This window comes from Qipengyuania triglochinis, assembly GCF_054655615.1.
On sequence record NZ_BAAHND010000003.1, the window covers coordinates 245,396 to 266,683 of the forward strand.

At 59.5% G+C, this 21,288-nt stretch carries 13 protein-coding genes and 1 tRNA gene; 4 read left to right on the forward strand and 10 right to left on the reverse strand.

The genetic code is table 11. The features are described from left to right. Nucleotides 1-10 precede the first annotated feature (10 nt). Both ACYQ0G_RS12900 and ACYQ0G_RS12905 read right to left on the reverse strand, forming a co-directional pair. Nucleotides 11-1,036: a dipeptide epimerase gene (locus ACYQ0G_RS12900; protein WP_460103268.1), complete on the reverse strand. Its 1,026-nt coding sequence runs from the start codon at nt 1,034-1,036 to the stop codon at nt 11-13. Further along, the gene (locus tag ACYQ0G_RS12905) at nt 1,036-3,012 is read right to left on the reverse strand and encodes a serine hydrolase domain-containing protein (RefSeq protein WP_460103270.1); all 1,977 of its coding nucleotides are present in this window, start codon (nt 3,010-3,012) and stop codon (nt 1,036-1,038) included. The genes ACYQ0G_RS12900 and ACYQ0G_RS12905 overlap by 1 nt, the downstream gene beginning before the upstream one ends. Before the next feature lie 132 nt (nt 3,013-3,144). Here ACYQ0G_RS12905 and ACYQ0G_RS12910 point away from each other — a divergent pair, with 132 nt between their 5' ends. Continuing rightward, nucleotides 3,145-3,780, forward strand: a complete 636-nt coding sequence (locus ACYQ0G_RS12910) for a helix-turn-helix domain-containing protein (RefSeq protein WP_460103272.1) — start codon at nt 3,145-3,147, stop codon at nt 3,778-3,780. A 293-nt stretch (nt 3,781-4,073) separates the two neighbouring features. On the opposite strand, the gene ACYQ0G_RS12915 is transcribed toward ACYQ0G_RS12910, so the two are convergent. From ACYQ0G_RS12915 to ACYQ0G_RS12930, 4 genes are all read right to left on the reverse strand, one after another. After that, nucleotides 4,074-5,417 carry an efflux transporter outer membrane subunit gene (locus ACYQ0G_RS12915; RefSeq protein WP_460103273.1) on the reverse strand — a complete coding sequence of 448 codons (1,344 nt, stop codon included), beginning with the start codon at nt 5,415-5,417 and terminating at the stop codon, nt 4,074-4,076. Then, nucleotides 5,414-8,539: an efflux RND transporter permease subunit gene (locus tag ACYQ0G_RS12920; RefSeq protein ID WP_460103275.1), complete on the reverse strand. Its 3,126-nt coding sequence runs from the start codon at nt 8,537-8,539 to the stop codon at nt 5,414-5,416. The genes ACYQ0G_RS12915 and ACYQ0G_RS12920 overlap by 4 nt, the downstream gene beginning before the upstream one ends. Beyond that, the gene (locus ACYQ0G_RS12925) at nt 8,529-9,620 is read right to left on the reverse strand and encodes an efflux RND transporter periplasmic adaptor subunit (protein WP_460103277.1); all 1,092 of its coding nucleotides are present in this window, start codon (nt 9,618-9,620) and stop codon (nt 8,529-8,531) included. Before ACYQ0G_RS12925 ends, ACYQ0G_RS12920 begins: the two co-directional genes overlap by 11 nt. Before the next feature lie 506 nt (nt 9,621-10,126). Next, on the reverse strand, nt 10,127-11,281 hold the full coding sequence (locus tag ACYQ0G_RS12930) for a DUF3089 domain-containing protein (RefSeq protein WP_460103278.1): 1,155 nt from the start codon (nt 11,279-11,281) through the stop codon (nt 10,127-10,129). Nucleotides 11,282-11,446: 165 nt separating this feature from the next. On the opposite strand from ACYQ0G_RS12930, the gene ACYQ0G_RS12935 reads away from it, so the two are divergent. Further along, nucleotides 11,447-12,976, forward strand: a complete 1,530-nt coding sequence (locus ACYQ0G_RS12935; protein ID WP_460103280.1) for an MmgE/PrpD family protein — start codon at nt 11,447-11,449, stop codon at nt 12,974-12,976. A gap of 9 nt (nt 12,977-12,985) precedes the next feature. Here the strand turns inward: ACYQ0G_RS12935 and ACYQ0G_RS12940 are convergent, their stop codons facing one another. The 3 genes from ACYQ0G_RS12940 to ACYQ0G_RS12950 all read right to left on the reverse strand — a co-directional run bounded on the left by ACYQ0G_RS12940 (nt 12,986) and on the right by ACYQ0G_RS12950 (nt 18,397). Beyond that, nucleotides 12,986-13,672, reverse strand: a complete 687-nt coding sequence (locus ACYQ0G_RS12940) for a TetR/AcrR family transcriptional regulator (protein WP_460103282.1) — start codon at nt 13,670-13,672, stop codon at nt 12,986-12,988. 92 nt (nt 13,673-13,764) lie between these two features. Continuing rightward, complete coding sequence (locus tag ACYQ0G_RS12945; RefSeq protein ID WP_460103284.1) at nt 13,765-16,737, reverse strand: TonB-dependent receptor domain-containing protein; 2,973 nt, start codon at nt 16,735-16,737, stop codon at nt 13,765-13,767. Between the two features lie 82 nt (nt 16,738-16,819). Further along, nucleotides 16,820-18,397 (reverse strand): carboxylesterase/lipase family protein, encoded by a 1,578-nt coding sequence (locus ACYQ0G_RS12950; protein ID WP_460103286.1) that lies wholly within the window; start codon nt 18,395-18,397, stop codon nt 16,820-16,822. 225 nt (nt 18,398-18,622) lie between these two features. On the opposite strand from ACYQ0G_RS12950, the gene ACYQ0G_RS12955 reads away from it, so the two are divergent. Further along, a complete protein-coding gene (locus tag ACYQ0G_RS12955; protein WP_460103289.1) occupies nt 18,623-20,275 on the forward strand; it encodes a carboxylesterase/lipase family protein in 1,653 nt (550 codons plus the stop codon). A gap of 145 nt (nt 20,276-20,420) precedes the next feature. Here the strand turns inward: ACYQ0G_RS12955 and ACYQ0G_RS12960 are convergent. Then, a tRNA-Arg gene (locus ACYQ0G_RS12960) sits at nt 20,421-20,497 on the reverse strand. 78 nt (nt 20,498-20,575) lie between these two features. On the opposite strand from ACYQ0G_RS12960, the gene ACYQ0G_RS12965 reads away from it, so the two are divergent. Then, nucleotides 20,576-21,283: a queuosine precursor transporter gene (locus tag ACYQ0G_RS12965; RefSeq protein ID WP_460103383.1), complete on the forward strand. Its 708-nt coding sequence runs from the start codon at nt 20,576-20,578 to the stop codon at nt 21,281-21,283. Nucleotides 21,284-21,288 lie beyond the last annotated feature (5 nt).

Here is a 21,288-nt window from a genome sequence, read left to right on the forward strand (position 1 = left end):
TAGAGAATTGTCAACCTAAATGAGATTGTGCCGCGGGATGACCCCAAATCTGCGCAGAACAGGCGATGTGTCCGTTCCGATATTCCACCGAGGGTTCGCGATCTTTCTTCAGGAAAGTCGGGCCATCCAGATCCACGATCTGGCACAGCTGGCCCACAAGGTAGGATGGCGCCATCGACAGGCTCGTCCCCATCATGTTGCCGACCATGACATCAAGACCCAGCGCCTTTGCCCTGCGGGCTATGGCGAGTCCCTCCGTGAGTCCGCCGCACTTGTCGAGCTTGATGTTCACAACACTGAAGCGCCCCGGAAGTGATTCAGTGTCCGCGAGCGTCAGAGCGCTCTCGTCAGCCGCGATCGGGATTGGGCCAGTAAAGCTGTCGAGTTCAGCCTCGCGGCCGCGCCGAAGCGGCTGCTCAAGCAACTTTACGTCTATGGCTTCGAGCGCAGCCGAAAGTTGCGGAAGGTCGTCAATTTCGTAACCCTGGTTGGCGTCCACCCCGAGCCACGAGTCAGGTCGCACCTGCCTGATCCCCTTCAGGCGCGCGATATCCTTTTCCATATCTCCGGTCAGCTTGACCTTGATCGGCGCGGCCGAATCGAGAGCCAGCGCAGTTTTCGCCATTTCTTCCGGCTCGTCTGCGCCTATGGTCAACGTGGAAAGAAGGGGTCGAGGCTCGGACAGCCCCGCGAGCCGCCAGACAGGCTCACCCGAAAGCTTAGCCTCCAGATCCCATAAGGCGCAGTCAATGGCATTCCTCGCGCCCCCGGGAGGCATGAGTGTCTGAAGTTCAACCCGCGTAGCGCCGGTTTCCACGGCGCTGCGTGCGTTCTCTGCCTGCCGGAGCATATTCTCGACATCATCTCCGAGGTAATACGCCCCAGCCCCTTCGCCCCGTCCCTCGCTATCTCTCTCCCTAACCGAGGCAACGAGTACAGCTGTCTTTTCGAAGACATGGCCCGAAATACGGAACGGCTTCTTGTAGGCGAACTCCTCGACCTTAAGGGTAAGGCTGCGTCGGCTAAGCGAACTCATCAGTAAGCCATGCTGTAGCCGTAGAGGTGGTGGGCGATTGTGACCCACGACAGGATGAGCCCAGCAAACACCAATAAGAATGCCCCTAGCTTCATCGTCCATCGACGATGTGCCCGGAAGCAAAGCACAAGGTGCCAGACTGCAGCCACGAGAAGTCCGAAAGAAGCAATTGGCGTAAATGTGCGCAGCAGGTTCAGCAGAAAGTCCAGATCGCCACCCAGCGCTCCACTGTCTGCCATGAATGACTGGATGAGAAGTACCCATCCTGCCAGCACCACGAGTATCATCCAGCAGAATATTCGCGCAGTGCGATAGGCGAGTAGGCCTCGTCCGGTCAGCACGAATTGCGCACCATATTTGCGCCGCACGATCGCGCGGATCGGCCAGGCGAGCGCCGCGACTGTTACGATGGCGAGCGCGATTAAAAGAGCCGGCAGCAACCAGGCGGGATTGGTTGCGGCGGGAGCCGGCCTAAGGACCATGAACGGAGAAACGACATCCATGCTAACGCGGACGACTTTTCCATCTTTCACTTCGGCCGCAATGCGCTCTCCGGAGTTGGAATCCCGCCAAACGAATGGTTCGACTTCGACCCAGTCACGCGTTCCGGCAGACACTAGGTCTAGTCCGGGCATACTGATTTTACCGTCAGGGCCCACCACGATCTTGTTCGAGTCGAGCAGCCCGAGCACTGACAGCCAACTGTTGAAAAAGCCACGGCTGGATACGTAAGTGCCAGCAAGCAACTTTGCATGTTCAAGGGCGTTCTCTGGGTCGATCGATGTGACCTCGGCAGTGTCGGGGTCCCGCGGGAAATAGCGGTTGGCGAACTCATGCATGATCGTCCCGCGCAGCCCGTATGCGGCCGCTTCCTTACCCGCGCTGTTCATGGAGATGAACATGCCGATATCGCTGCCGGGGAATATCCATAAGTCACTGTGGAAGAAGTCGGTATCTCCGCCATGGCTAACACTTCGCCGGCCATTAATGGTTTGTTCGTAGAAGCCCAGCGCCATGGTATTCAGAGGGCCAAGACCGGGCGCCTTGAAATCCTGCATTTGCCTCGCCGTTTCAGGTTTGAGCAGCGGGCCACCATCATCCAACTGCGCAATCATGAACTTTGCCATGTCGGCTCCGCTAGCGGAGACACTTCCGGCGGGTTCCGGGATGACAATTTCAAAAGGCTCGGAAGCCCCGTAGGTTTTCTGGTATCCGCCCGAGGCATAGGCTTTGAGCCTGTCTGGCAGTGGCTGACGGGTAGAAGTATAACGCATATCGAGAGGGCGCAGGATCTCTCGCTCGATGTAGGAATGGTATGGTGTGCCGCTGACCCGTTGGACGATGTAGCCAGCCAGTGCGGTTGCATAATTGGAATAAGCCGGAGTCGTGCCGGGGGCGAAAACACGTGTAGGCAGCGCCTCGCGCACATAGTCGTCTAGCGTGAGGAGATCATCAGGATCGCTGGAGATCAAGTGGCGCACCGATTCCTCGAAACCGGCAGTGTGGGTCATGATCTGGCGCAGCGTTATGGGCTGTCCGTTATAGGGAGGGACTTCGAAATCGAGATATTCGTTGACGTCAGCATCGAGATCCAGCCGCCCCGCCTCGACCTGCTGCATAACCGCGGTCCAGGTGAAGAGCTTGGAGATCGAACCAATGCGAAAAAGAGTGGTGTCGGGGTCCACCGGTTTTCGGTTGGCGATGTCGGCATAGCCATAGCCCTTGTTCGCCAACACTTTGCCGTCTTTGACCACGGTCACCACGGCGCCTGGTATGTCACCGGAAGCCAGCGCGTAGGGCATGAGGCCATCGAGCCACGCGTTCACATCCTGCGAGGTAAGCTGCGCCGCCGGCTGTTCGGCTGCTTTGCGCGGCTCACCCCCATTGGTTTGACTCGGTGAAAGCTGCTGAGGAGATTGAGCCAGCAGCGGCGTCAGGCTCAACAGCGCCAGGATCATCGCGAGCTTCTTCAACATTTGCTTCCCCTTCTTCGATCATCGCAACTCTTGCGAGCGCCGCCGAGCCGTTTTACATTAGAACAATCGCAATCCTCTTCGGGACATAATGATCCTGATTGGAAAATTGTCAAATGAAGAGATCGACTCCCGATGCAGGTCACCAAGAAGCGCCCCACTCTCGCCGACGTTATCCGGGGCATCCGAACCCGGAACGGCTGGACGCTAAAACAGATGAGCGACAAGTGCGGTATTCCGGTTTCGACCCTCTCGAAGGTCGAGCACGGACGCCTGACGCTAACTTACGATAAGCTTCAGCAAGTCAGCGATCGCTTGGATCTAAGAATGTCTGATCTGTTCGCGGAGGAGGATGAGGGTTCAGCCGCGATAGTGACTGGCAGACGCTCAATCGGCACGATCGAAAGTGCGGTACAGGTCACGACCGATAACTACGATTATCATTACCTTTGCACCGACTTACGGCAGAAGCGGATGATTCCGATCATCACCCGGATAAGAGCGCAAAGTGCAAAGGAATTCGGCGAGCTGGTCACGCACAATGGAGAAGAATTCATTTACGTGATCGAAGGTGCCATCGAAGTTCACTCGGAGTTTTATGACCCGGTGACCTTGAAGGCGGGCGAGAGTATCTACCTCGACTCTTCGATGGGGCATGCATACGTTGCCGCCGCTGGGTGCGATGAAGCCGTCGTTCTCGGCGTATGCTCGAGCTCGGACGAAGATCTTTTCGATTCGTTGATGAGGCTGCGATCTGAAGGAACAGAGTAAGGTAGATTGCTGCCCACTTTATATCGGCATTGGTGCCTCAGGTGGCCAAAATACCGCGCCATTTTATAACGGTTTCGGTGCGCCCGTCATCGAAGCCATGCCAACCGCAATCCTCTCAGAAGTCGTCGGACTAATTGTGGCATGATCCGTTGGATTAATTAAGGCCCCCAAAAAAACCACCACCGTCCGAGTTCGATAGCCGTTATCGATAAAATCTAATGTGAATCGCCGCGAACTCTACATGGTTGCAATCACGCCGCCGGACTAGCCCCAAACGCTCCTCTCCGGCGAAATCAATCGGAGCCGATACCGGCATGGAAGGCGGTGTAGGAGTTGGCGAGAGCAGCTTCGCTATCGATGAGAGACTGCCTGCTTGAAATCAATTGCCGCTGCGCATCCAGCACATCGAACAGCGACGCAAGGCCTTCCCGATAAAGTGCGTTGGACTGTGAAAGTGCGGTTTCGCTTTCTTCGATTGCCTCGGACAGCGCGTCGCTGCGCTGGCGGTATGCTTCGATCGCCACCAGTGCATTTTCTACTTCACCCAGCGCGTTTAGAAATGCCGCGTTATATTCCGCGAGCCGGGCCTGCGCCTCAAATTCGGCGGCAGCAACTTCGGCACGGCGCCGTCCTCCGTCGAACAGAGGCAAATCGAGCGCCGCGCCAATCCCGATCAGAAAGTCTCCGAAAAGCCCCCCCAACGTTCCATCGCCGATGCCGAGTGTGCCGGGAATGGTGAGCGAGGGCTGCAGATCCGCGCGCTCGATACCGATATTGGCCGCCGCTTGTGCCAGCCGCGCCTCCGCCGCCAGCATGTCTGTCCGCCGCCGTAGTAGGTCGGCCGGAATACCGGCGGGCGGGCCGAGTCCGTAGTCCGGTATTCTTGCATCATTCCGGGAGGGAACGGAAAAAGCACCGGGCGGCTCTGCCAGCAGGATTGCTAGAGCGTTTTGCGCCTCGTTGCGCGCAATTTCGATCAGACCGCGGCGCGCCTGCGTCTGCGCAAGGTCCGCCGCGGCGCGCCTTACGTCCAAATTGGCCGCGAGCCCCGCCTCGAAACGCAAAGTAACGATCCGGAGAGTCTGCTCCTGCAAATCGGTCGATTGCTCCAGCAATTCGAGTTGTGCACCGGTGCGGCGATATTCGATATATTGGCTGGCGACTGCCGCCGCTAACAGGCGCCGTTGATCGGCAAGCAGATATTCGGCTTCTGCATAATCCGCCGCTGCTGCGCGCTCCTCAGCTGCAAGCCGCCCGTTGATGTCAGGATTAAATAACCCGAAAAGCCCCGCCGCTGCGGTAACCGCGCCGTCGTTTGACAGCGACGCGCCAACCTCGGTTGTTCCGCTGATTGATGGGACGAAGTCGGACTTTTCCGCCCGTAGCAGCGCGGCGGCAGAGCCGAGCCGGTCCGCGGCCGCGTCGACGTCGAGATTGGCGGCCAACCCTTGCCGGATGAGCGTGTCGAGTACCGGGTCGTTATATCCGAGCCACCATTCGCGGTCGATGCCCGATGGCGGGAGGCCGGTTGCATAGACTGGCGGCACCTCGACGAGCGGAATCATCACTTCGGGCTCGGCGCCCGCACAGGCGGTCAGCAGCAACGCGGCGCCCGCCATTGCTGATAGCCGTCTCATGCTGGGGCCATCGTCATGTCTTCATCCACATCATGGATCTCGGCGCGCAGCCGCTCCAGATCGACGGTGCGCGGTTTGCCAAAGCGCGCTATGCCGAGGTAGATGACCGGCGTAAGGAAAAGGGTGAAGACGCCTGCAATACCGAGGCCCCCGAAAATCACCCAGCCGATCGACTGGCGAGCTTCCGAGCCGGCCCCGCTCGCTAAGATAAGCGGCAAGGCACCCAGCACTGTAGAAATCAGGGTCATCGCGATCGGTCGAAGGCGAATGGCGGCGGCTTCCTCTACCGCTTCGCGCACGCTGCGGCCCTGCTGGCGTAATTGGTCGGCGAATTCCACGATAAGAATACCATTCTTCGCCATCAGGCCAATCAGCATGACGAGGCCGATCTGCGAATAGATGTTGAGCGATACGCCCGAAAGATACAGCGAGAACATCGCCGCTGCGAGGGCAAAAGGGACCGTGAGCAACACGACAAGTGCGCTTGTCGGGCTTTCGAACTGCGCCACCAGCACGAGGAACACGATCACCAGCGCGAAGGCATAGGTCAGCAGAAGATCGTTCGATGTCTCTTCCAGGCTTTCAGCTTCTCCTTGCAACAACATGTCGATACCGGGCCCCACCGCTTCCTGTGAAAGACGTTCCATCTCGTCCACCGCATCCCGCAGCGGCGTGCCCGCTTCGATATTCGCGCTTACTTCGATCGCGCGGCGTTGTTCGGTCCGGTCGAGTTCGGCGGCGATGCCTTGCTCTTCGATTTGCGCGACGCTGGAGAGCGGAACGAGCGTGTCCTGCCCGCCCACAGTACCGCGGACGTAAAGGTTGCGAAGGTCGGAGGGATTAGTGACAGTCACTGCCTGTGCCGTAAGGAAGATCGGCACCGCCTGATCGCCGACATTCAGGTCGACCAAATCGTCTCCACCTATCATTACCCGTAACGTCTGCGAAAGGTCGTCCAAATCCACGCCTAGATCGGCTGCGCGCTGCCGGTCGATCTGTACTGATAGTTGCGGCTGAGTGGGCTGGTAAGAGATTTCGGCATTCGACAGGATATTGGACTGCGTATCGATTGCAGTCGCAAGCGCCTGCGCCGATTTGTAGATCGTGTCATATTCGGCACCCGTAAGTGCGACCTCGATACCATTTCCGCCTCCGCCGAAGCTCAACGTCCCACGCCCGCGGGCATTTGTGCGTGAACCAGGGATTTCCTGCAGCGGCTCGTTCAAGTCGTCCACTATCTCGGTCTGGTTCCTTTCGCGGTCGCCCCAATCAGCCAACTGCGCAGTCACGCGGACGCGGTTGGGATCGAAACGGCCGACGATCGAGAACGTGCTCTCGATCTCACCACTGTGAAGATATGGCTGAAGCACTTGCTCCACCTCGTCGAGCTCGCCATCCATAAAATCGATGCCGACCCCATCCGGCCCGGTCGCATCGACAGTGATAACGCCGCGATCCTCATCGGGCACGAGTTCGTTATCGAGCTGCGAATAAAGCAGTCCTGCAGCCATTGCGATGGCGACGGACACGACACCCACCAACTTCGGCCGATCGAGGCAGCGCGTTAGGGCGCTTGCGTACCACCCGTTCGCCTTGAGGCCCCAGCGCGACAGTCGCCCGCGCTTCGCATCTTCATGATCCTCTTTCGCACTCGTCAGGTCGAACCTTGCGGCGAGCGCGGGGACGAGCGAAAGGGCTACGAAGCTCGAGATGATGACGGCAACGGCGAGGACGAAGCCGAATTCACGAAACAACCGGCCCGCTTCCGAAGGCAGGAAACTGATCGGTACGAACACCGACACCAGCACCGCCGTGGTTGCGACGACCGCGAAGAAGACCTGCCGCGTACCGAGCACGGCCGCCGCGCGTCGGCCAAGGCCCTTGTTCTGCAAGCGCTGCGCATTTTCGAGCACGACGATGGCATCGTCCACGATCAGGCCGGTCGCCAGCACCAGGGCCAGTAGAGTGAGCAAGTTGATCGAAAAGCCCATCAGCCAGATGCCAGCGACCACGCCAACCAGCGCGACTGGAATGGTCGCGCTCGGCACCACGGTCGGTCGCCATGCTCGAAAGAAGACCAGCATCGTGCCGATCACGACAAGAATGGTGAAGCCGAGCGTGATTAGCACTTCGCGCACGGAGATGCGGATGAATTCTGCATCGTCGGACACGACGTCGACGGAAAGATTGGAGAACCGCTCGTTCAACCGGTCCACGCCCTCGCGGATGCTGTCCGAAATCTCGATCGTGTTCGAACTTGCTTGCCGCACGACACCCAGCCCCACGATGGGCCGGCCGTCAAGGCGCACAAAGTTGGTTGCATTGGCGGGCGCGAAATCGGCCTGCGCCGCGTCGCCGATACGGGTGGTACCGGAAATGACCACGTTCTCGATCAATGCAGGGCTCGTCGCGCTTGCTTCGGCCCGCACCACCAGTTCCTGCGCATCGGAACGGAACGAGCCGACCGGAACGTCGTAAGGCGCGTTTTCCAGTGCGTCGGCGACATCGGTCAGCGTCAGGCCGAAACGGTTTAGCCGCGCGGGATCGACCGATACGCGCATCTGCCGGGCGCGGGTTCCGAACTGCTCAATGCTGGCCACGCCTTCAGCGGCCAGCAATTCGGGCACGATGTCATTCTCTACGATACGGGTAAGCTCGGCCTGGTCGTATTCGGTCGATTGCACTGCCAGTGTCATGATTGGCTGCGCATCCTGATCTGCTTTGACCACGGTTACCTGCTCGACCCGATCAGGCAGATCGCGAATTACTCGGCTTACCGCCTCGCGCACATCGGATGCGGCCGTATCGAGGTCGATACCGGGATTAAATTCGACACGAATGCGCGAATTGTTCTCCTCGCTGGAAGAGCTGATCTGGCGAACGCCGGAAACACGGGCAACCGCGTCTTCCAGCAGACTGGTCACTTCGGAATCCATCGTCTCTGGGGCGGCACCCGGCAGGCTCGCAGTAACCGATACGATGGGCCGATCGACATTGGGCAGTTCGCGTACTTCCACGCCAAGCAAGGCCGCGATGCCAGCAATCACGACCAGCAAATTGAGCACGCCGATCAATAGCGGCCGCTTGACCGCCAGCATGGGCAGATCGAACTTATTCTTCATCGGTTGCGGAAGGAGAGGCCGCCCTTCGGTTCTCGCGAACGCGGACCGGCTGTTCGCTTGTTCCGCTGTTCCGAACGATGCGGATATCCTGCCCGTCGCGGACCTTCTGGACGCCCTCGACGATCACTCGGTCTGTACGCCGAAGCGCGCCGTCGACAAACACACCTCCATCACGGCGGGAGGTAATGGTTACCGGTATGCGGACTGCTTTGCCTTCACGGAGCACGAAAAGATGAGAGCCTTCTCCACCCCAGACGATCGCCTGCTCGGGCACGACGGGCCGGGACTCTCCAGCGCGGCTAAAAATAACCCGGAAACTCATGCCCGGCCGTAACCGGTCGTTGTCGTTGCTGACCGCAGTGCGCACGATGAAATCGCGGCTGTCTTGCGAAACGCGGCTGTCAGTCGCGACTACCCGCGCGTCAATGGTAAGAGAGGGGTCTGAAAAAGGCGTAACCTGAACCGCCTGTCCGGGGCGAAGCGAATTGAAAACAGCCTCGGGAGCGGGGAAATCGACGTAGAGGGTACTGCGCTGGTCGATCTGGGTGATCGGCGTCGTATCGTTCACACGATCGCCGGGGTCGATCTCTGTAAGGCCGATATGACCGCTGAACGGCGCGCGCACCACGCGATCGGACAAGGCAGTTTGTGCCTGCTCCAATGCAACGCGGGCCGATGCCAGAGCGGTTTCGCCTGCCTCAATCTGGCTTTCGGAGATCGCCCCGGTATCCTCGATTCGTCGATACCGACCAAGAAGTTGGTCGGCTTCGCGCACATCTACCTGCGCCGCCTCGACCGCGAGCCTTTCCTGCCGGGCATCTAACCGAATAAGGGGTTGCCCTTTCCTGACAAAATCGCCCGCACTGAAGAGCACGCTGGTAACGCGACCATCTGTTTCTGCATAGACTTCCGCCGACGTAGCGGCGCGAGCAGATCCAATCGCCTCAACCTCTAGCTCTTCCGGGAGAACACGTATCTCCTCGGCCACAACCGGAATTGCCTCTCGTTCAGGCTCGGGCTCAGCTTCTCCGCAAGCCATGACGAGGAGAGAAATTGTAATTACCGAAAGTCGGAAAATCAATCTAGGCACCTTGACGGCCTAACGAATAATATCGGTAGGGGGAAGCAGCAAGGAGCCGACCTCGCCCGAATATTTGGCAAGCTAATGATCTCTAGTGTGGTTGCAATCGTATAACTGGAACTTTCGGAGTTGGCCCAATTTCGCGTGACGATAATTAATCAAAGACGATGACCAGCCAAATACCCTCATTGAAGTCATTGGATAATCCGCTGAGCAATCTCATGTTAGCGGAAGAGGTCAATGAGATGCTCAAGTTCTCTGCCCCTCTAGCATGCCCATAAACACCAGATCGAAGCTGACCGTCGTCTTGGCGCCGGCGTTCAAGCAATCCGTATTTTATCCTGTTGGGTATTGCGATTTGTATTCCTTAGGAAGAGCCGTCGGCGCAGATATAGGCTCTGGCTTCGAATTTTTCGCCTTGGAGCGCCAAAAGCCATTCTGGTTTCAGGCGCGCATAATTAGCGTAGTTGTGGCTACTTACCCGCGGCAGAGGCCCCCGTTTTGCCTTATCGGTCTGCCAACCAAATTGCGCTTTGTTCTCGGGCTAGATCGAGCAGGTTGCCCATAACCAGATTGATGTCGATCAGGTGCAGGCCCATGTCCGGATTGAGCTTGCCTTCGGTATAAATATCGCCCGTGATATCGTCGCTTCGCGGATCGTCGGCATCGGCCTTGATGCGGATGGTCAGATATTGGCCCTTCTCGTTCGACACGCATTCGCCGGTCAGGAGGCCGGGTACCGATGCGAAGGGTGTCTCTACCTTCCTGCCGTCGGTGGTCCACTGGGGGACCGGACCACCCATCAACGCGTCGGTCGTCAGGTAGGAATGCAAGGGCGCCTCGCCTCCGCCCGGGGCCGCCGGGTTGACGCAGGCGATCGTCATGCCGTCGCGCGAGGTAGCGGCGTAATCGTTCACCGGGCCGATCGTGTCGCGGAAGCTGCGATATGCGACGATGCAGCCGGTTTCGCTGGCGCTGGTGCAGAGAGGCATCGACTTGAAATCGCCGCCGACTACCTTGCCTTCGGGGACAAGCACGCTGGTGCCGTTGAGGTAAGCAGCCACGATCCGGTCCTGCGCGGGCTTGCCGTCGATCTCAGTCTTGATGAGCTGGTTCATCATGCGCGATCCCTGCGAGTGACCGATCAGGATGACGCCGCGCCCCTGGTTGTAGTTTTCTAGGTAGTATTTCCACGCTTCCGTGACATCGCCGTAGGCTGTGCGGAACGCGGCAATGACCTCGGTACGGGGAAGCTGGCCCGAAGCGCCTAGCATAGTAATCTGGCGGTACTTGGGTGCGTAGACCCGGCAGACGTCGGCAAAGCGGGCGAGCTGCTGCTGAATTACGCGTCCTTCCTCGGGACCCTCGTTCCAGTCGGCATTGACGCTCTGGTCGAGCGAGATCGTGGGATAGATGTAGAAGCAGTCCACTGGAACATCGGCGGGCGGATCGAATTGCTCGAGCGTCATAGTGCCGTTTGCTGCCACCACGGTGGTCGCCAAATCCTGATCGCAAGTATCCTCGCGCCCCGGAAGGCACAGCCACTTGTCGCTATCGGCATAGAAGCTCTCGGCGTCATCTGTCGCTGGATTGGCGCTTGCAGGTGCACCGAACCCGAAAAGGGCCACGCTCAGCACGGCCCCGATTATGCGGCTTTTCATCAGTCTCTCCCAATGTCCGTCACACTCCCGATCTTGCTGCCGAGGTGCACTTATTCTGGTCGCAGGATGCACCGCTTCGCTTCAGAGATCAACTTACAAACAAGCGCGTTTGTTTTTTCCGCTTCGCGGTGTAGGCTCGGGGGCAGAACATAAAGGGAGAGAGTGATGGTTGATAGGCTGGCGCTGTCCCGGCGCGGAGCGATGGCGGGTGCGGGCATGATGGCACTCCTTGCCGGTACGCGGCTGAGCGCTGAGGGAAGCGGCGCAATTCAGAGCGATGCAGCCGTAGAGCCTCCTGCGCCCGGCGATCCCGGCTTCGTCGAGGTGATGCCCGACCTGACGGCCTATCTGGCGGGCGCCGGCACCGCTGCGGTACCAGCCGCCATTCGCGATCGGGCACGGCTCCACATCCTAGATACGCTCGCCGCGATTATTGCGTGCCACCCGCTCGAAGCCTCGCGGCTCGGCACGACATATGCGTTGGCGATGAGCGGCGGCGGTGGCAGCCCGATCTTCGCCTCGCGCTCGACCGCCAGCCCGATCGACGCCGTCTTCGCCAACGCGATGACCGCGCATGCGGCGGAAATAAACGACTTCATCCCTTCCGCCTATGTCCAGCCGGGCCCGTCCATCGTCAGTGCAGGGATGGAGCTGGCCCGTGCCAATGCGCGCAGTGGGCACGATCTGGTGAATGCAGTCGTCGCCGGATACGAGATGGCGGGCCGTATTCCCAAGGCGATCGGGACGCGCAACCTGTGGCTCGCGGGGCTTGCCAATCACGGGGTCGGCCCGGTCTTCGGCACCGCAGCCGCCAGCGCAGCGTTGCTCGGGCTCGACCCGTCGCAATGCAATCACATGCTCGCCTATTGCGCACAACAGGCCTCCGGCTCGTGGCAATGGATGCTCGACGTGCGGCACGCCGAAAAGGCATTTGTCTTCGCCGGAATGCCCGCGCGCAACGGGATGCAGGCGGCAGTGATGGCCGGGCTGGGCTTTACCGGCGTGCCCGACAGCTTCGACACCGAAAAAAGCTGGTTTCGCTGGCCCGCGCTGATCGGGGAGGGTTCAGACCCTTCGCAGTTGATCGAGGGGTTGGGCGAGGAATTCGAACTCTCGCACGCGGCCCTCAAGCGCTATCCCGTGGGCGGCCCGACCCAGCCTGCGGTGCGCGCGCTGCTGGAGCTGGAAAAGGAAGTGGACGCGAGAAATATCGCCGCAATCCGCGTCGAGATGCCAGGGGCGGCAGAGACGTTCCGCAGATCCAATATGCCCGCGCTCAACATCCCTTATCTCGCTGCGATCATCATGCACGACGGGCGGCTCGATTTCGTCGACGCGCAATCGCTTGATCGAATGACTAATGACAAAGCGGCCAAGGCGTTCGCGGAGAAGGTCGAGGTGGTGGCGGACCCATCGCAGGAAAAGGGTGAAGGCGAGGACCGCACCGAGAGTGCGCGCGTGACGATCACCATGGCCGATGGCAGCACGAAGTCGCGCTACGTCGCCTACGTGCCCGGATTCCCGACGCACCCCATGGGCAAGAACGAAGTCCAGACCAAGGCGCGTGAACTGGTCGAGCCGGTACTCGGCAAAGCGGAGTGCGCCCGGCTGATCGAGCTGTGCGACAATATGGACAGGCTCGAAAATGTCGACCCGATCATCGACCTGATGCGCTTCGAAGCAGCGCCCGGATAAACTGCCGAACTAGTTCTCGGTGTTTTCCGCAATCAGGCGCTCGGTCAGTTTTTCCTTGTACCATCCGAGCAGCTTGACCGATTCCGTGATCGTCTCTGAAGACCCTGCGAAAATCGATTCCAACAACAGGCCCCGCATCGCCGCCATGTGCAGCTTGTTCATCGTGTTGAGCATGTCGTCGTTTTCGATCCCTGCATCCTTCGCGATGTCCTTCGTCTTCGCGAGGTGGATCTGATCGAGCTGTTGCAGGAAGCGCGGCATGATCTCGGCCAAAAGTGGGTCGCCGCGCGATCCGATCAGCATTTCGAGCAGGGCGATCGATTCCGGCTCGCGGATCGTCTCCCATGATGCGTTAGTGAGCGCGTGAAACCGTTCGACCCCGCGTTTGGTACCACGAAGCGCTTCGCCGCGCTTCTCCTGCAACCTCTCCACGGCACGGTATCCGACTGCCTCCATCAGTTCGGCCTTGCCGGAGAAGTGATGCAGGATGCCGCCCCGGCTGATCCCGGCACGCTGAGCAACGCGCATCACAGTGGTCGCCGCATATCCCTCCTCCGCAAGATTTACGATAGCTGCGTCTATCGCGCGGCGCCGCGAAGACGAGGTGCGCTCTGCCTGCGTCCGGCGAACCCTGCTGGGCCGCTTCTGGTCGCTCATGCCCATTTCAGGAGGTGTAGTCGGCGCTTTATCAGTCATTTCGGTTCAATACCCTAAGACCGATAGAAGCGCCGAACAAGTTCCCGGTTGGGGTGCTTTTTATCACCTCGCACGCCAGCGGCGTCGATATGTTAAAAACGCGCGGTCGCACCGATGAAGAACCGCCTCCCGATCACATCATAGGTCGAGGTCGGCGTGACCGAGCTTCCTCCGAATTCCGGGGGTTGCTTGTCGAACATGTTGTTGATCCCGGCCCGGAATTCAAAACCGTCATCAACCATCAATCGGCCGATCAGGTCGAAATAGCTTACCGCTGGCACGCCTTCCGCAATGCTGTCAGGATTGGTGACGTTCGCCGAATTGTCCTGTTCCCCAATGTAGCGCCAGCGGAGCGACAGAGATCCGGTATCGCCCCCGAGCCCCAGGGTGGTGACGTGTTTCCATGCAGGATGCGTCGAAGAAAAACCGTCGATCTGAGCATTACCCACGGTGCCAGCGTAGTCGAGGACGGGGTCACTGGAAGTGGACTGGATCTTGTAGTCGATCACGTACGTCACCGCGCTGTTCAGGAAGAGCCGCCCGATGCCGCCAATATCGAGCGCGGCGTCCAGTTGAAAATCGATGCCCGAAGCTTGATAGCTCGCGAGGTTGAAAAGCGGTTCCTCGATTTCGGCAAGCAGGCCCGAAGCGTCGCGTTCGATCAACTGACAATTGACATTTTGCGGATCATAATCCGGATTCTGCCCGGTGAAGTTGTAGCACTGATTGAGTGCGATCGGGCTGGTGAGGTAGCCGATCGCGTCGTCAACGCTGATATTGTAATAGTCGACCGATGCGGAGAAGTCCGACAAGACATCGAACATAAAGTCGGGCTGGAAAACCGCTCCGATCGTGTAGCTATTGGCGGTCTCTTCCTGAAGGTCCGGATTGCCAATGCGGAATGCTGCATTGGCGCTGCCCGAATAGGTATAGCCGTCGATCAGTGATTCCGGAACGCCCTGGGCGATGCACAGCGCACGAACTTGCGCGGGATCGACACCATCAACCTGACCATTACGAGCGGCCCCCGTCACGTCGCACGGATCGCCGCCCCCGGTTGCCGCACGCCCGATGATGCCGATCGCGCCTTCGCGCGGCGAATATAGATTGCCGAGGCTGGGGGCGCGTATTGCGCGTGAATAACCGCCGCGCAGCGTGAAGCCGGTCACTGGAGTCCAATTGGCTCCGGCCTTGTAGGTGCTTACCCCGCCGATAGTATCGTAATCGGAGTAACGATAGGCCAGATCGAGTTCGAATCCGGTGAACACCGGGATCAGGAGTTCGCCGTAGATTTCGGCAACCGACACGTCCCCACCGGAAGAGAACGCCCCTGATGTGCCCAGCACTTCGGGTGCGTTGGTGATACCGGGCGTCCCGGTGGGTGTCGGGCTCTTGAGCGGGTCGATCGTTGCTCGATATTCGTTGCGGCGATATTCTGCCCCGACTGCAAAACCAAGTGGGCCTGCAGGAAGGTCGAATAGGGTGCCGGTGAGGTTGCCCTGTACGACGGTCTGTTCGAACTCCGCGCGATCCATGGTGTCGAGCGTCAGGTAATCGGAACATTCCTGCGATGTGGGCGCGAACCCGAATGGGTCGTAGCCGCCTGCGCACAGGCTCGCACCGCCGTCGGCCGCGGATACGACGGCATTGAAGCGCGACCGACTGATCTGGTTAAATGTCATCGAATCGTTCGTCGTCCTGCCGTGCGTTGCGTAGACATCAAAATTGAGCGACGCGCCGATCGATCCTTCAAGCCCGAGGAGGGCCTGATAGACGTCGTAATCCTCCTCCACTTCAAGCCGACCGATACGCGTGCCGGTAAAGTAATATGAAAATGGCGCCGAGGGTACGGGCCGTGCGTTTAGCAGGGTCCGTAGGTCCGGCGTAATGAACGGGTTGCTTGCAGGGATCTGGATCGGATCGACGACCGATTGCAGTACACCGGACGCCGACTTCTGCCGTGCCGTATAAGTCGCGTAATTGACCTGCGCATACGCCGTGACCGTATCGGTAATATCATACTCGCCGCGGGCGAAGGCGGTGTAGCGTTCGATGGGAAGCTGTACGGTGGAATCGTAGAGCGAATTCTGGCGGACTACGCCATCGGCGACCAGGTATCCGGTCGTTTCGGTGTCACGCAAATTCAGCGCGCCGTCGCGGCCGATGATCGTGCCGTCCGAATTGACCAGATAGCTGCTCGACACTCCGGGGATATCGGTGCCGTAGGTGTCGCCGAACAGATTGCGAAACGCCGCGACGTTCGCCGGGCGCCCGAAGCCAAACGGGTTCCTGCCCGACTGGATGATAAGGCCACTGGTAGGTGAAGACGTGCCATCTACATTGTCGAAGAAGGGCCGCGCGAACTGCGATGCAGTATCCCTTTCCAGATAAGAGCCGGACAGAAAGACCCGCGCGCGATCATCGGCAAAGCTGCCGCCATAGGTTGCCGAAGCACTGTAGGTTTCCGCATCGCCCAGTTCGGAAATCCCCACGTCGCCTTGCAATTCGACGCCTCGAAAGCGATTGTTGAACTTGAAGTTTACCACGCCTGCGATAGCATCCGACCCGTAAACCGCGGATGCGCCGCCCGTAATTACCTCGACCGAAGAAACAAGTGCGGAGGGAAGCGTGTTGAGGTCGATCGCGCCCGACGTGTCCGAAGGCTGGAGCCTGCGTCCATCGAACAGGATCAGCGTGCGCTCCGCACCCAGTCCCCGTAAGTTCGCATTTGCTCTGCCACCACCGCCGCCAGTGACTGCGTTGGTCTGCGAGCCTTGCGTGGCCTGGAACTGCGGCAGTGCGTTAAGCGATTGTTCGAGTGTTGCAGGGCCGGCGTTTTCGATAAACTCATCGTCGATCGTGGTGATAGGACTTTCCGCAGTGTAGTCGCGGCGGAGAATGCGCGATCCGGTGACGACGATCGTCTCTTTGGGTATGCTCGCCTCGCTATCTTCAAGCTCGGACTCACCGTCGCTCTGCGAAGATGGAACTTCCTGTGCCTGTAGCGGCGCAGCAAGCATCCCGAGGCTGACGCCTGACAAGGCCATCCAGCGGATAGTACGCATAATCTCTCTCCTGACTAATATCCGCTTTTTGCGGTTTGGGGCTTTTGCCCTCTTCAATTTTATCTTTGGGTCGTGAGCGAACTCAGCTCTCGTCGCCACGCGACACGTCGATTCCGGCCCAGATGTCACGGAATTGCGAACGTGGGTCGTTCTCGACATGCGGGTCCTGCGACATGATTATCGTCGCCCGGGTTTTGCTGTCGTAGGCAGGCCAGTCCGGCAGGTATTTGTTATTGGGATCGCCGCTCGCCGCGAAGGCGGCCCAGCTGCCGGCTATTCGGTCGGCCATGGCAAGGCTGTCGGCGCTCGGCCCATTGAGCCCACCACGCACGCTGTGGAGACTGGGGGCGACATCGATGCCGTGCACCGCGCCATAGCGTCCGCCATAGGCGGGGCTGGGCCAGGTCCACAGGTAGGACCAAACCGGCGCACCGCCCTGCTTGGCCTTCAGTTCGGCCTGCGCGAAAGCACCCTTCCGGAACCAGATATCACTATCCATCCGGGCTGCGAGAAGGAAGGGCTTTTCCTCTGGACTCTCGTCGCGATAGAGGTCGACCACCTCTTTGGCCCTGTCGCCCGCGCGTCCACGTGCAAACTCCAGCAATTCGGCTTCGGTCATGTCGAAATTGCCCATCCGGTAGGAGCGCTCGTCCAAGGCGGTCGAGACGATCAGCGGGACATCGCGGCTCACATCGGGTGCATCGGGAGCGAAGGGATGGCGCGGCAGGACATTGCCATCGACGACCGGCGCGAAGGATGTGGGCGCCTCTCCCTTGGCGCGCGCGGCGGCTTCGAGCTTGGCCTGTGTTGCGAGCAGTGTCGTCCACGGCACCGCTTGCAGCGCATCAATATCGCCGGGCGCGATGTCGAGCGCCTTGAGGAGCCGCGCGGTATTCGCATTGGCCATTTCCTCGGGCATCATGCGCAGGGCGGAACCGCTCATCACTCCGGCGCGGTGGAACAGGCCCCTGCCACTCGGCATCGCCATCAGCGTGCTGGTTTTCGCGCCGCCACCAGATTGGCCGTAGACGAGCACGCGTGAAGGATCACCGCCAAAAGCTTCGACATTGTCGCGCACCCATTCCAGCGCTGCAACAATATCCTGCATTCCGACGGTGCCTGATGAGGCGAACCGATCGCCCCCGGATTCGGCGAGATGAAGAAAGCCCAGCGCCCCGAGGCGATGGGTGACCGAGATCACCACGCTGTCCGAAAAGCGAGCCATCGCTTCCCCGTCCATGCCGATCCCGTTGCCCGACCCGCCATAGAAGCCGCCGCCGTGCAACACGACGATCACCGGCTTCTTGGCAGTGCTGGAAAGCGTGGGGGACCACAAATTAAGCGCAAGATTGTCCTCGCCCGGGCCAGCAGGCTGGTTCTCGAACATGATGAGATCGGCATAGTCGTGACGCCGGTCGCCCGGCACCTGCGGCGCGCTGTCGGAATATTGCAGGGCGCTGCGGATCCCGGCCCATTTCTCGACTGGCTGGGGCGGCATGAAACGGTTCGCCCCCGATGTGGGCGCGCCGTAGCGGACCCCCAGGAACTTGGCGATACCGCCCGCCATCATCCCGCGTAGGCGTCCATTGGTCGTTTCGACTACCGGAAAAATCTCGGCGGCCGACAACGGGCTCGTCATGGCGAAAAAACCTCCTGCCATTGCCGTGCCCAAGAAGCCCCGCCGACTCGGCGAAAACAACGTTGCCATTCGATACTCTCCCAAAATTGGTAAGGCTTTTGCCAAATCCGCAGGCAGCGTAACCCGCGCGGCAAAATAAAACAATCGTGACTGTCGGTAAATTCTCGCTTAGGGTATGGTTCGCCAGACAAAGGCGCAGACATTCAGGGCGAAAACGCCCGATTTCACTGGGAAGAGGATATCGAGATGGCGACGAAGGCCGGCAAGATCTGGAATTTTGGGTATGTAATTTCGGCAGCGGTAGGCATGTCACTTGCCGGATGCTCGACTACGAGCGCAGTCGATGCCAGCTCGGCACAAAATGTCGGCAGCAGCAGCCCGGTCCTTTCGACCAGCCTTGGTCCCGTGCGCGGTACTACCAGCGAAGCAGGCGATGTGAAAATTTTCCGCGGCGTGCGTTACGGCGCTTCGACCGAGGGGATGCGTTTTCAGGAAGCCGCCGATCCCGAACCGTGGCGCGCGGCCTATGACGCAACAGAATTCGGTCCTGACTGTCCGCAGCGGCCAAGCGGTGACGTCCCGGTTTTTGCGTCATGGGCGAATGACCTGCCGCAGAGCGAGGACTGCCTGTTCCTCAATGTCTGGACCCGCGGCACCAATGACGGGAAGAAGCGTCCGATAATGGTCTGGCTGCATGGTGGCGGTTACGTCACCGGATCGGGCTCGAGCCACGGCTATGACGGTACGCGACTGGCGCAACGCGGCGACGTGGTTGTGGTGACCATCAACCATCGTCTCAACGGGTTCGGCTATCTCTATCTCCAAGGCGTCTCCGACGACCCGAAATATGCCCATGCGGGCAATCTCGGCAGTCTCGATGCGATCAAGGCGCTCGAGTGGGTGCGCGACAATGCGGCGGCGATCGGCGGCGATCCCGACAATGTGACGATCTTCGGCGAGTCGGGTGGGGCCGCGAAGGTATCCACCCTCATGGCCATGGAAGCTGCGGACGGCCTGTTCGACCGCGCCATCGCGCAGTCCGGCTCGATGTCCCTGGCCGGCTTCGAGCCGCGGCTGGCGACGGCTTTGACGAAGAATATCTTCGAAACGGCCGGGCTCGAACCGGGGGACGTGGAAGGTCTCGCCGAGCTCCCGATGGAAGAATACGTCAAGGTGCTGATGAAATCGCGTACGCGGGCAGCCTATTTCCGTCCGGTCGTCGACGGCAGTTCGCTGACGCGGCAGCCTTTTTCGCCCGACGCGACGCCTGTCTCTGCCGACATCCCGCTGCTGGTGGGGACAAACCGTACCGAAATGCGCCTGCAGGCAGGCCTCGCCGATCCCGGCAATTTCTCGCTGACGTGGGAGGACCTGCCTGCGAAGATCGAAGGCGTGGTGGGCGACGCCGACGTGGATCAGATCATTACGGGAATGCGGGCGGCCTATCCGGATGCCGATGCGAGCGAGATATTCTTCCAGACGGCCACGTTCCAGAACTATCGCGGCACGGCCCTGCGGCAAGCCGAACGCAAAAGCGCCCAGAACCAGGCACCGGTCTACATGTACCGGCTCGACTGGGAGACACCGGTGGAAGGCGGCAGGCTCAAGTCCCCGCACGCCCTGGATATCGCATTCGTGTTCGATAATGTAGCGCGTTCGGTTTCGTACACCGGCACCGGACCAGACCAGCAACGTATGGCCGATCTCATGTCGGATGCGTGGATTGCCTTTGCCAAGACAGGTAATCCCAACACACCTGCTCTGCCACAATGGCCGCAATATACCATGGGCAACCGTGCAACGATGATTTTCGACACTGACCCGGAAGTGTCGGTGGACCCGGATCAAGCTGAGCGAGAGCTTCTGCAAAGCCTATTGTCTGAAGGTCGCTCTAACTAGTAATCGAGGCTTAACGGGGTGTAAGCTTACTCGATTGTAGGCTTGGTAAAGTCGCGTCGGACTGCGTTCAGTCCGACGTTGCCACTAATGTTAGATGAGAAAAAAAATTCACGACCGCGTGCATTTTCACATCATTGAACGGAAATGGCGCGCCCGGCAGGACTCGAACCTGCTGCCTCAAGATTAGAAGTCTCGCGCTCTATCCAGATGAGCTACGGGCGCGCTGTTCGATCGCCATAACGTGGCTTTCGCCATGCGCCAATCGGCGATATTCGCTTAGGTATGGAAAATCGAGTGATCATGCCCCGCCAGGGACGGACGTCTTTCCGTTTCTATGATTTGGTCATGGCGGCCTTCGTCACCATTCTCCTGCTTTCCAACTTAATCGGCGCGTCCAAGCCAAGCTACATCGATGTACCCGGCTTCGGCCATTGGTCTTTCGGGGCCGGCGTGCTGTTCTTTCCGATCAGCTATATCATTGGCGACGTGCTCACCGAGGTTTACGGCTATGCCCGCGCCCGACGCGTCATCTGGACTGGATTTGCTGCCCTTCTGTTCATGGCATTCATGGCTTGGATCGTTGTCCTGCTTCCCCCGTCGGAAGGCTGGCCGGGGCAGGATGCCTATGAATTCGTGTTTGGAAACAGCTGGCGCATAGTCCTAGCGTCGATGGTCGCGTTCTGGGTTGGCGAATTTGCCAACAGTTTCGTGCTCGCCAAAATGAAAATATGGACTTCAGGGAAGCATCTATGGATGCGGACAATCGGATCGACCGTCGTCGGACAAGGTTTGGACAGCCTGATTTTTTATCCGCTAGCTTTTTGGGGGCTGGCAGGCTGGCCTGTGGAACTTTTGTGGCAGGTCATCCTATCGCAATGGCTCATCAAAACGTTATGGGAAGCGCTTCTCACACCTGTGACTTATTTGGTAGTGGGTAAACTTAAGCGAGCTGAGCAGGTCGAGATTTTCGACGACAACGTCAATTTCTCTCCCTTCGCGTCGCAATGACCGCA

Excerpts from the sequence above, each read along its gene's own strand:
- ACYQ0G_RS12900 (WP_460103268.1), bottom strand. The coding sequence starts at position 1,036 with ATGAGTTCGCTTAGCCGACGCAGCCTTACCCTTAAGGTCGAGGAGTTC.
- ACYQ0G_RS12905 (WP_460103270.1), bottom strand. The coding sequence starts at position 3,012 with ATGTTGAAGAAGCTCGCGATGATCCTGGCGCTGTTGAGCCTGACGCCG.
- ACYQ0G_RS12910 (WP_460103272.1), top strand. The coding sequence starts at position 3,145 with ATGCAGGTCACCAAGAAGCGCCCCACTCTCGCCGACGTTATCCGGGGC.
- ACYQ0G_RS12915 (WP_460103273.1), bottom strand. The coding sequence starts at position 5,417 with ATGAGACGGCTATCAGCAATGGCGGGCGCCGCGTTGCTGCTGACCGCC.
- ACYQ0G_RS12920 (WP_460103275.1), bottom strand. The coding sequence starts at position 8,539 with ATGAAGAATAAGTTCGATCTGCCCATGCTGGCGGTCAAGCGGCCGCTA.
- ACYQ0G_RS12930 (WP_460103278.1), bottom strand. The coding sequence starts at position 11,281 with ATGAAAAGCCGCATAATCGGGGCCGTGCTGAGCGTGGCCCTTTTCGGG.
- ACYQ0G_RS12935 (WP_460103280.1), top strand. The coding sequence starts at position 11,447 with ATGGTTGATAGGCTGGCGCTGTCCCGGCGCGGAGCGATGGCGGGTGCG.
- ACYQ0G_RS12940 (WP_460103282.1), bottom strand. The coding sequence starts at position 13,672 with ATGACTGATAAAGCGCCGACTACACCTCCTGAAATGGGCATGAGCGAC.
- ACYQ0G_RS12945 (WP_460103284.1), bottom strand. The coding sequence starts at position 16,737 with ATGCGTACTATCCGCTGGATGGCCTTGTCAGGCGTCAGCCTCGGGATG.
- ACYQ0G_RS12950 (WP_460103286.1), bottom strand. The coding sequence starts at position 18,397 with ATGGCAGGAGGTTTTTTCGCCATGACGAGCCCGTTGTCGGCCGCCGAG.
- ACYQ0G_RS12955 (WP_460103289.1), top strand. The coding sequence starts at position 18,623 with ATGGCGACGAAGGCCGGCAAGATCTGGAATTTTGGGTATGTAATTTCG.
- ACYQ0G_RS12965 (WP_460103383.1), top strand. The coding sequence starts at position 20,576 with ATGCCCCGCCAGGGACGGACGTCTTTCCGTTTCTATGATTTGGTCATG.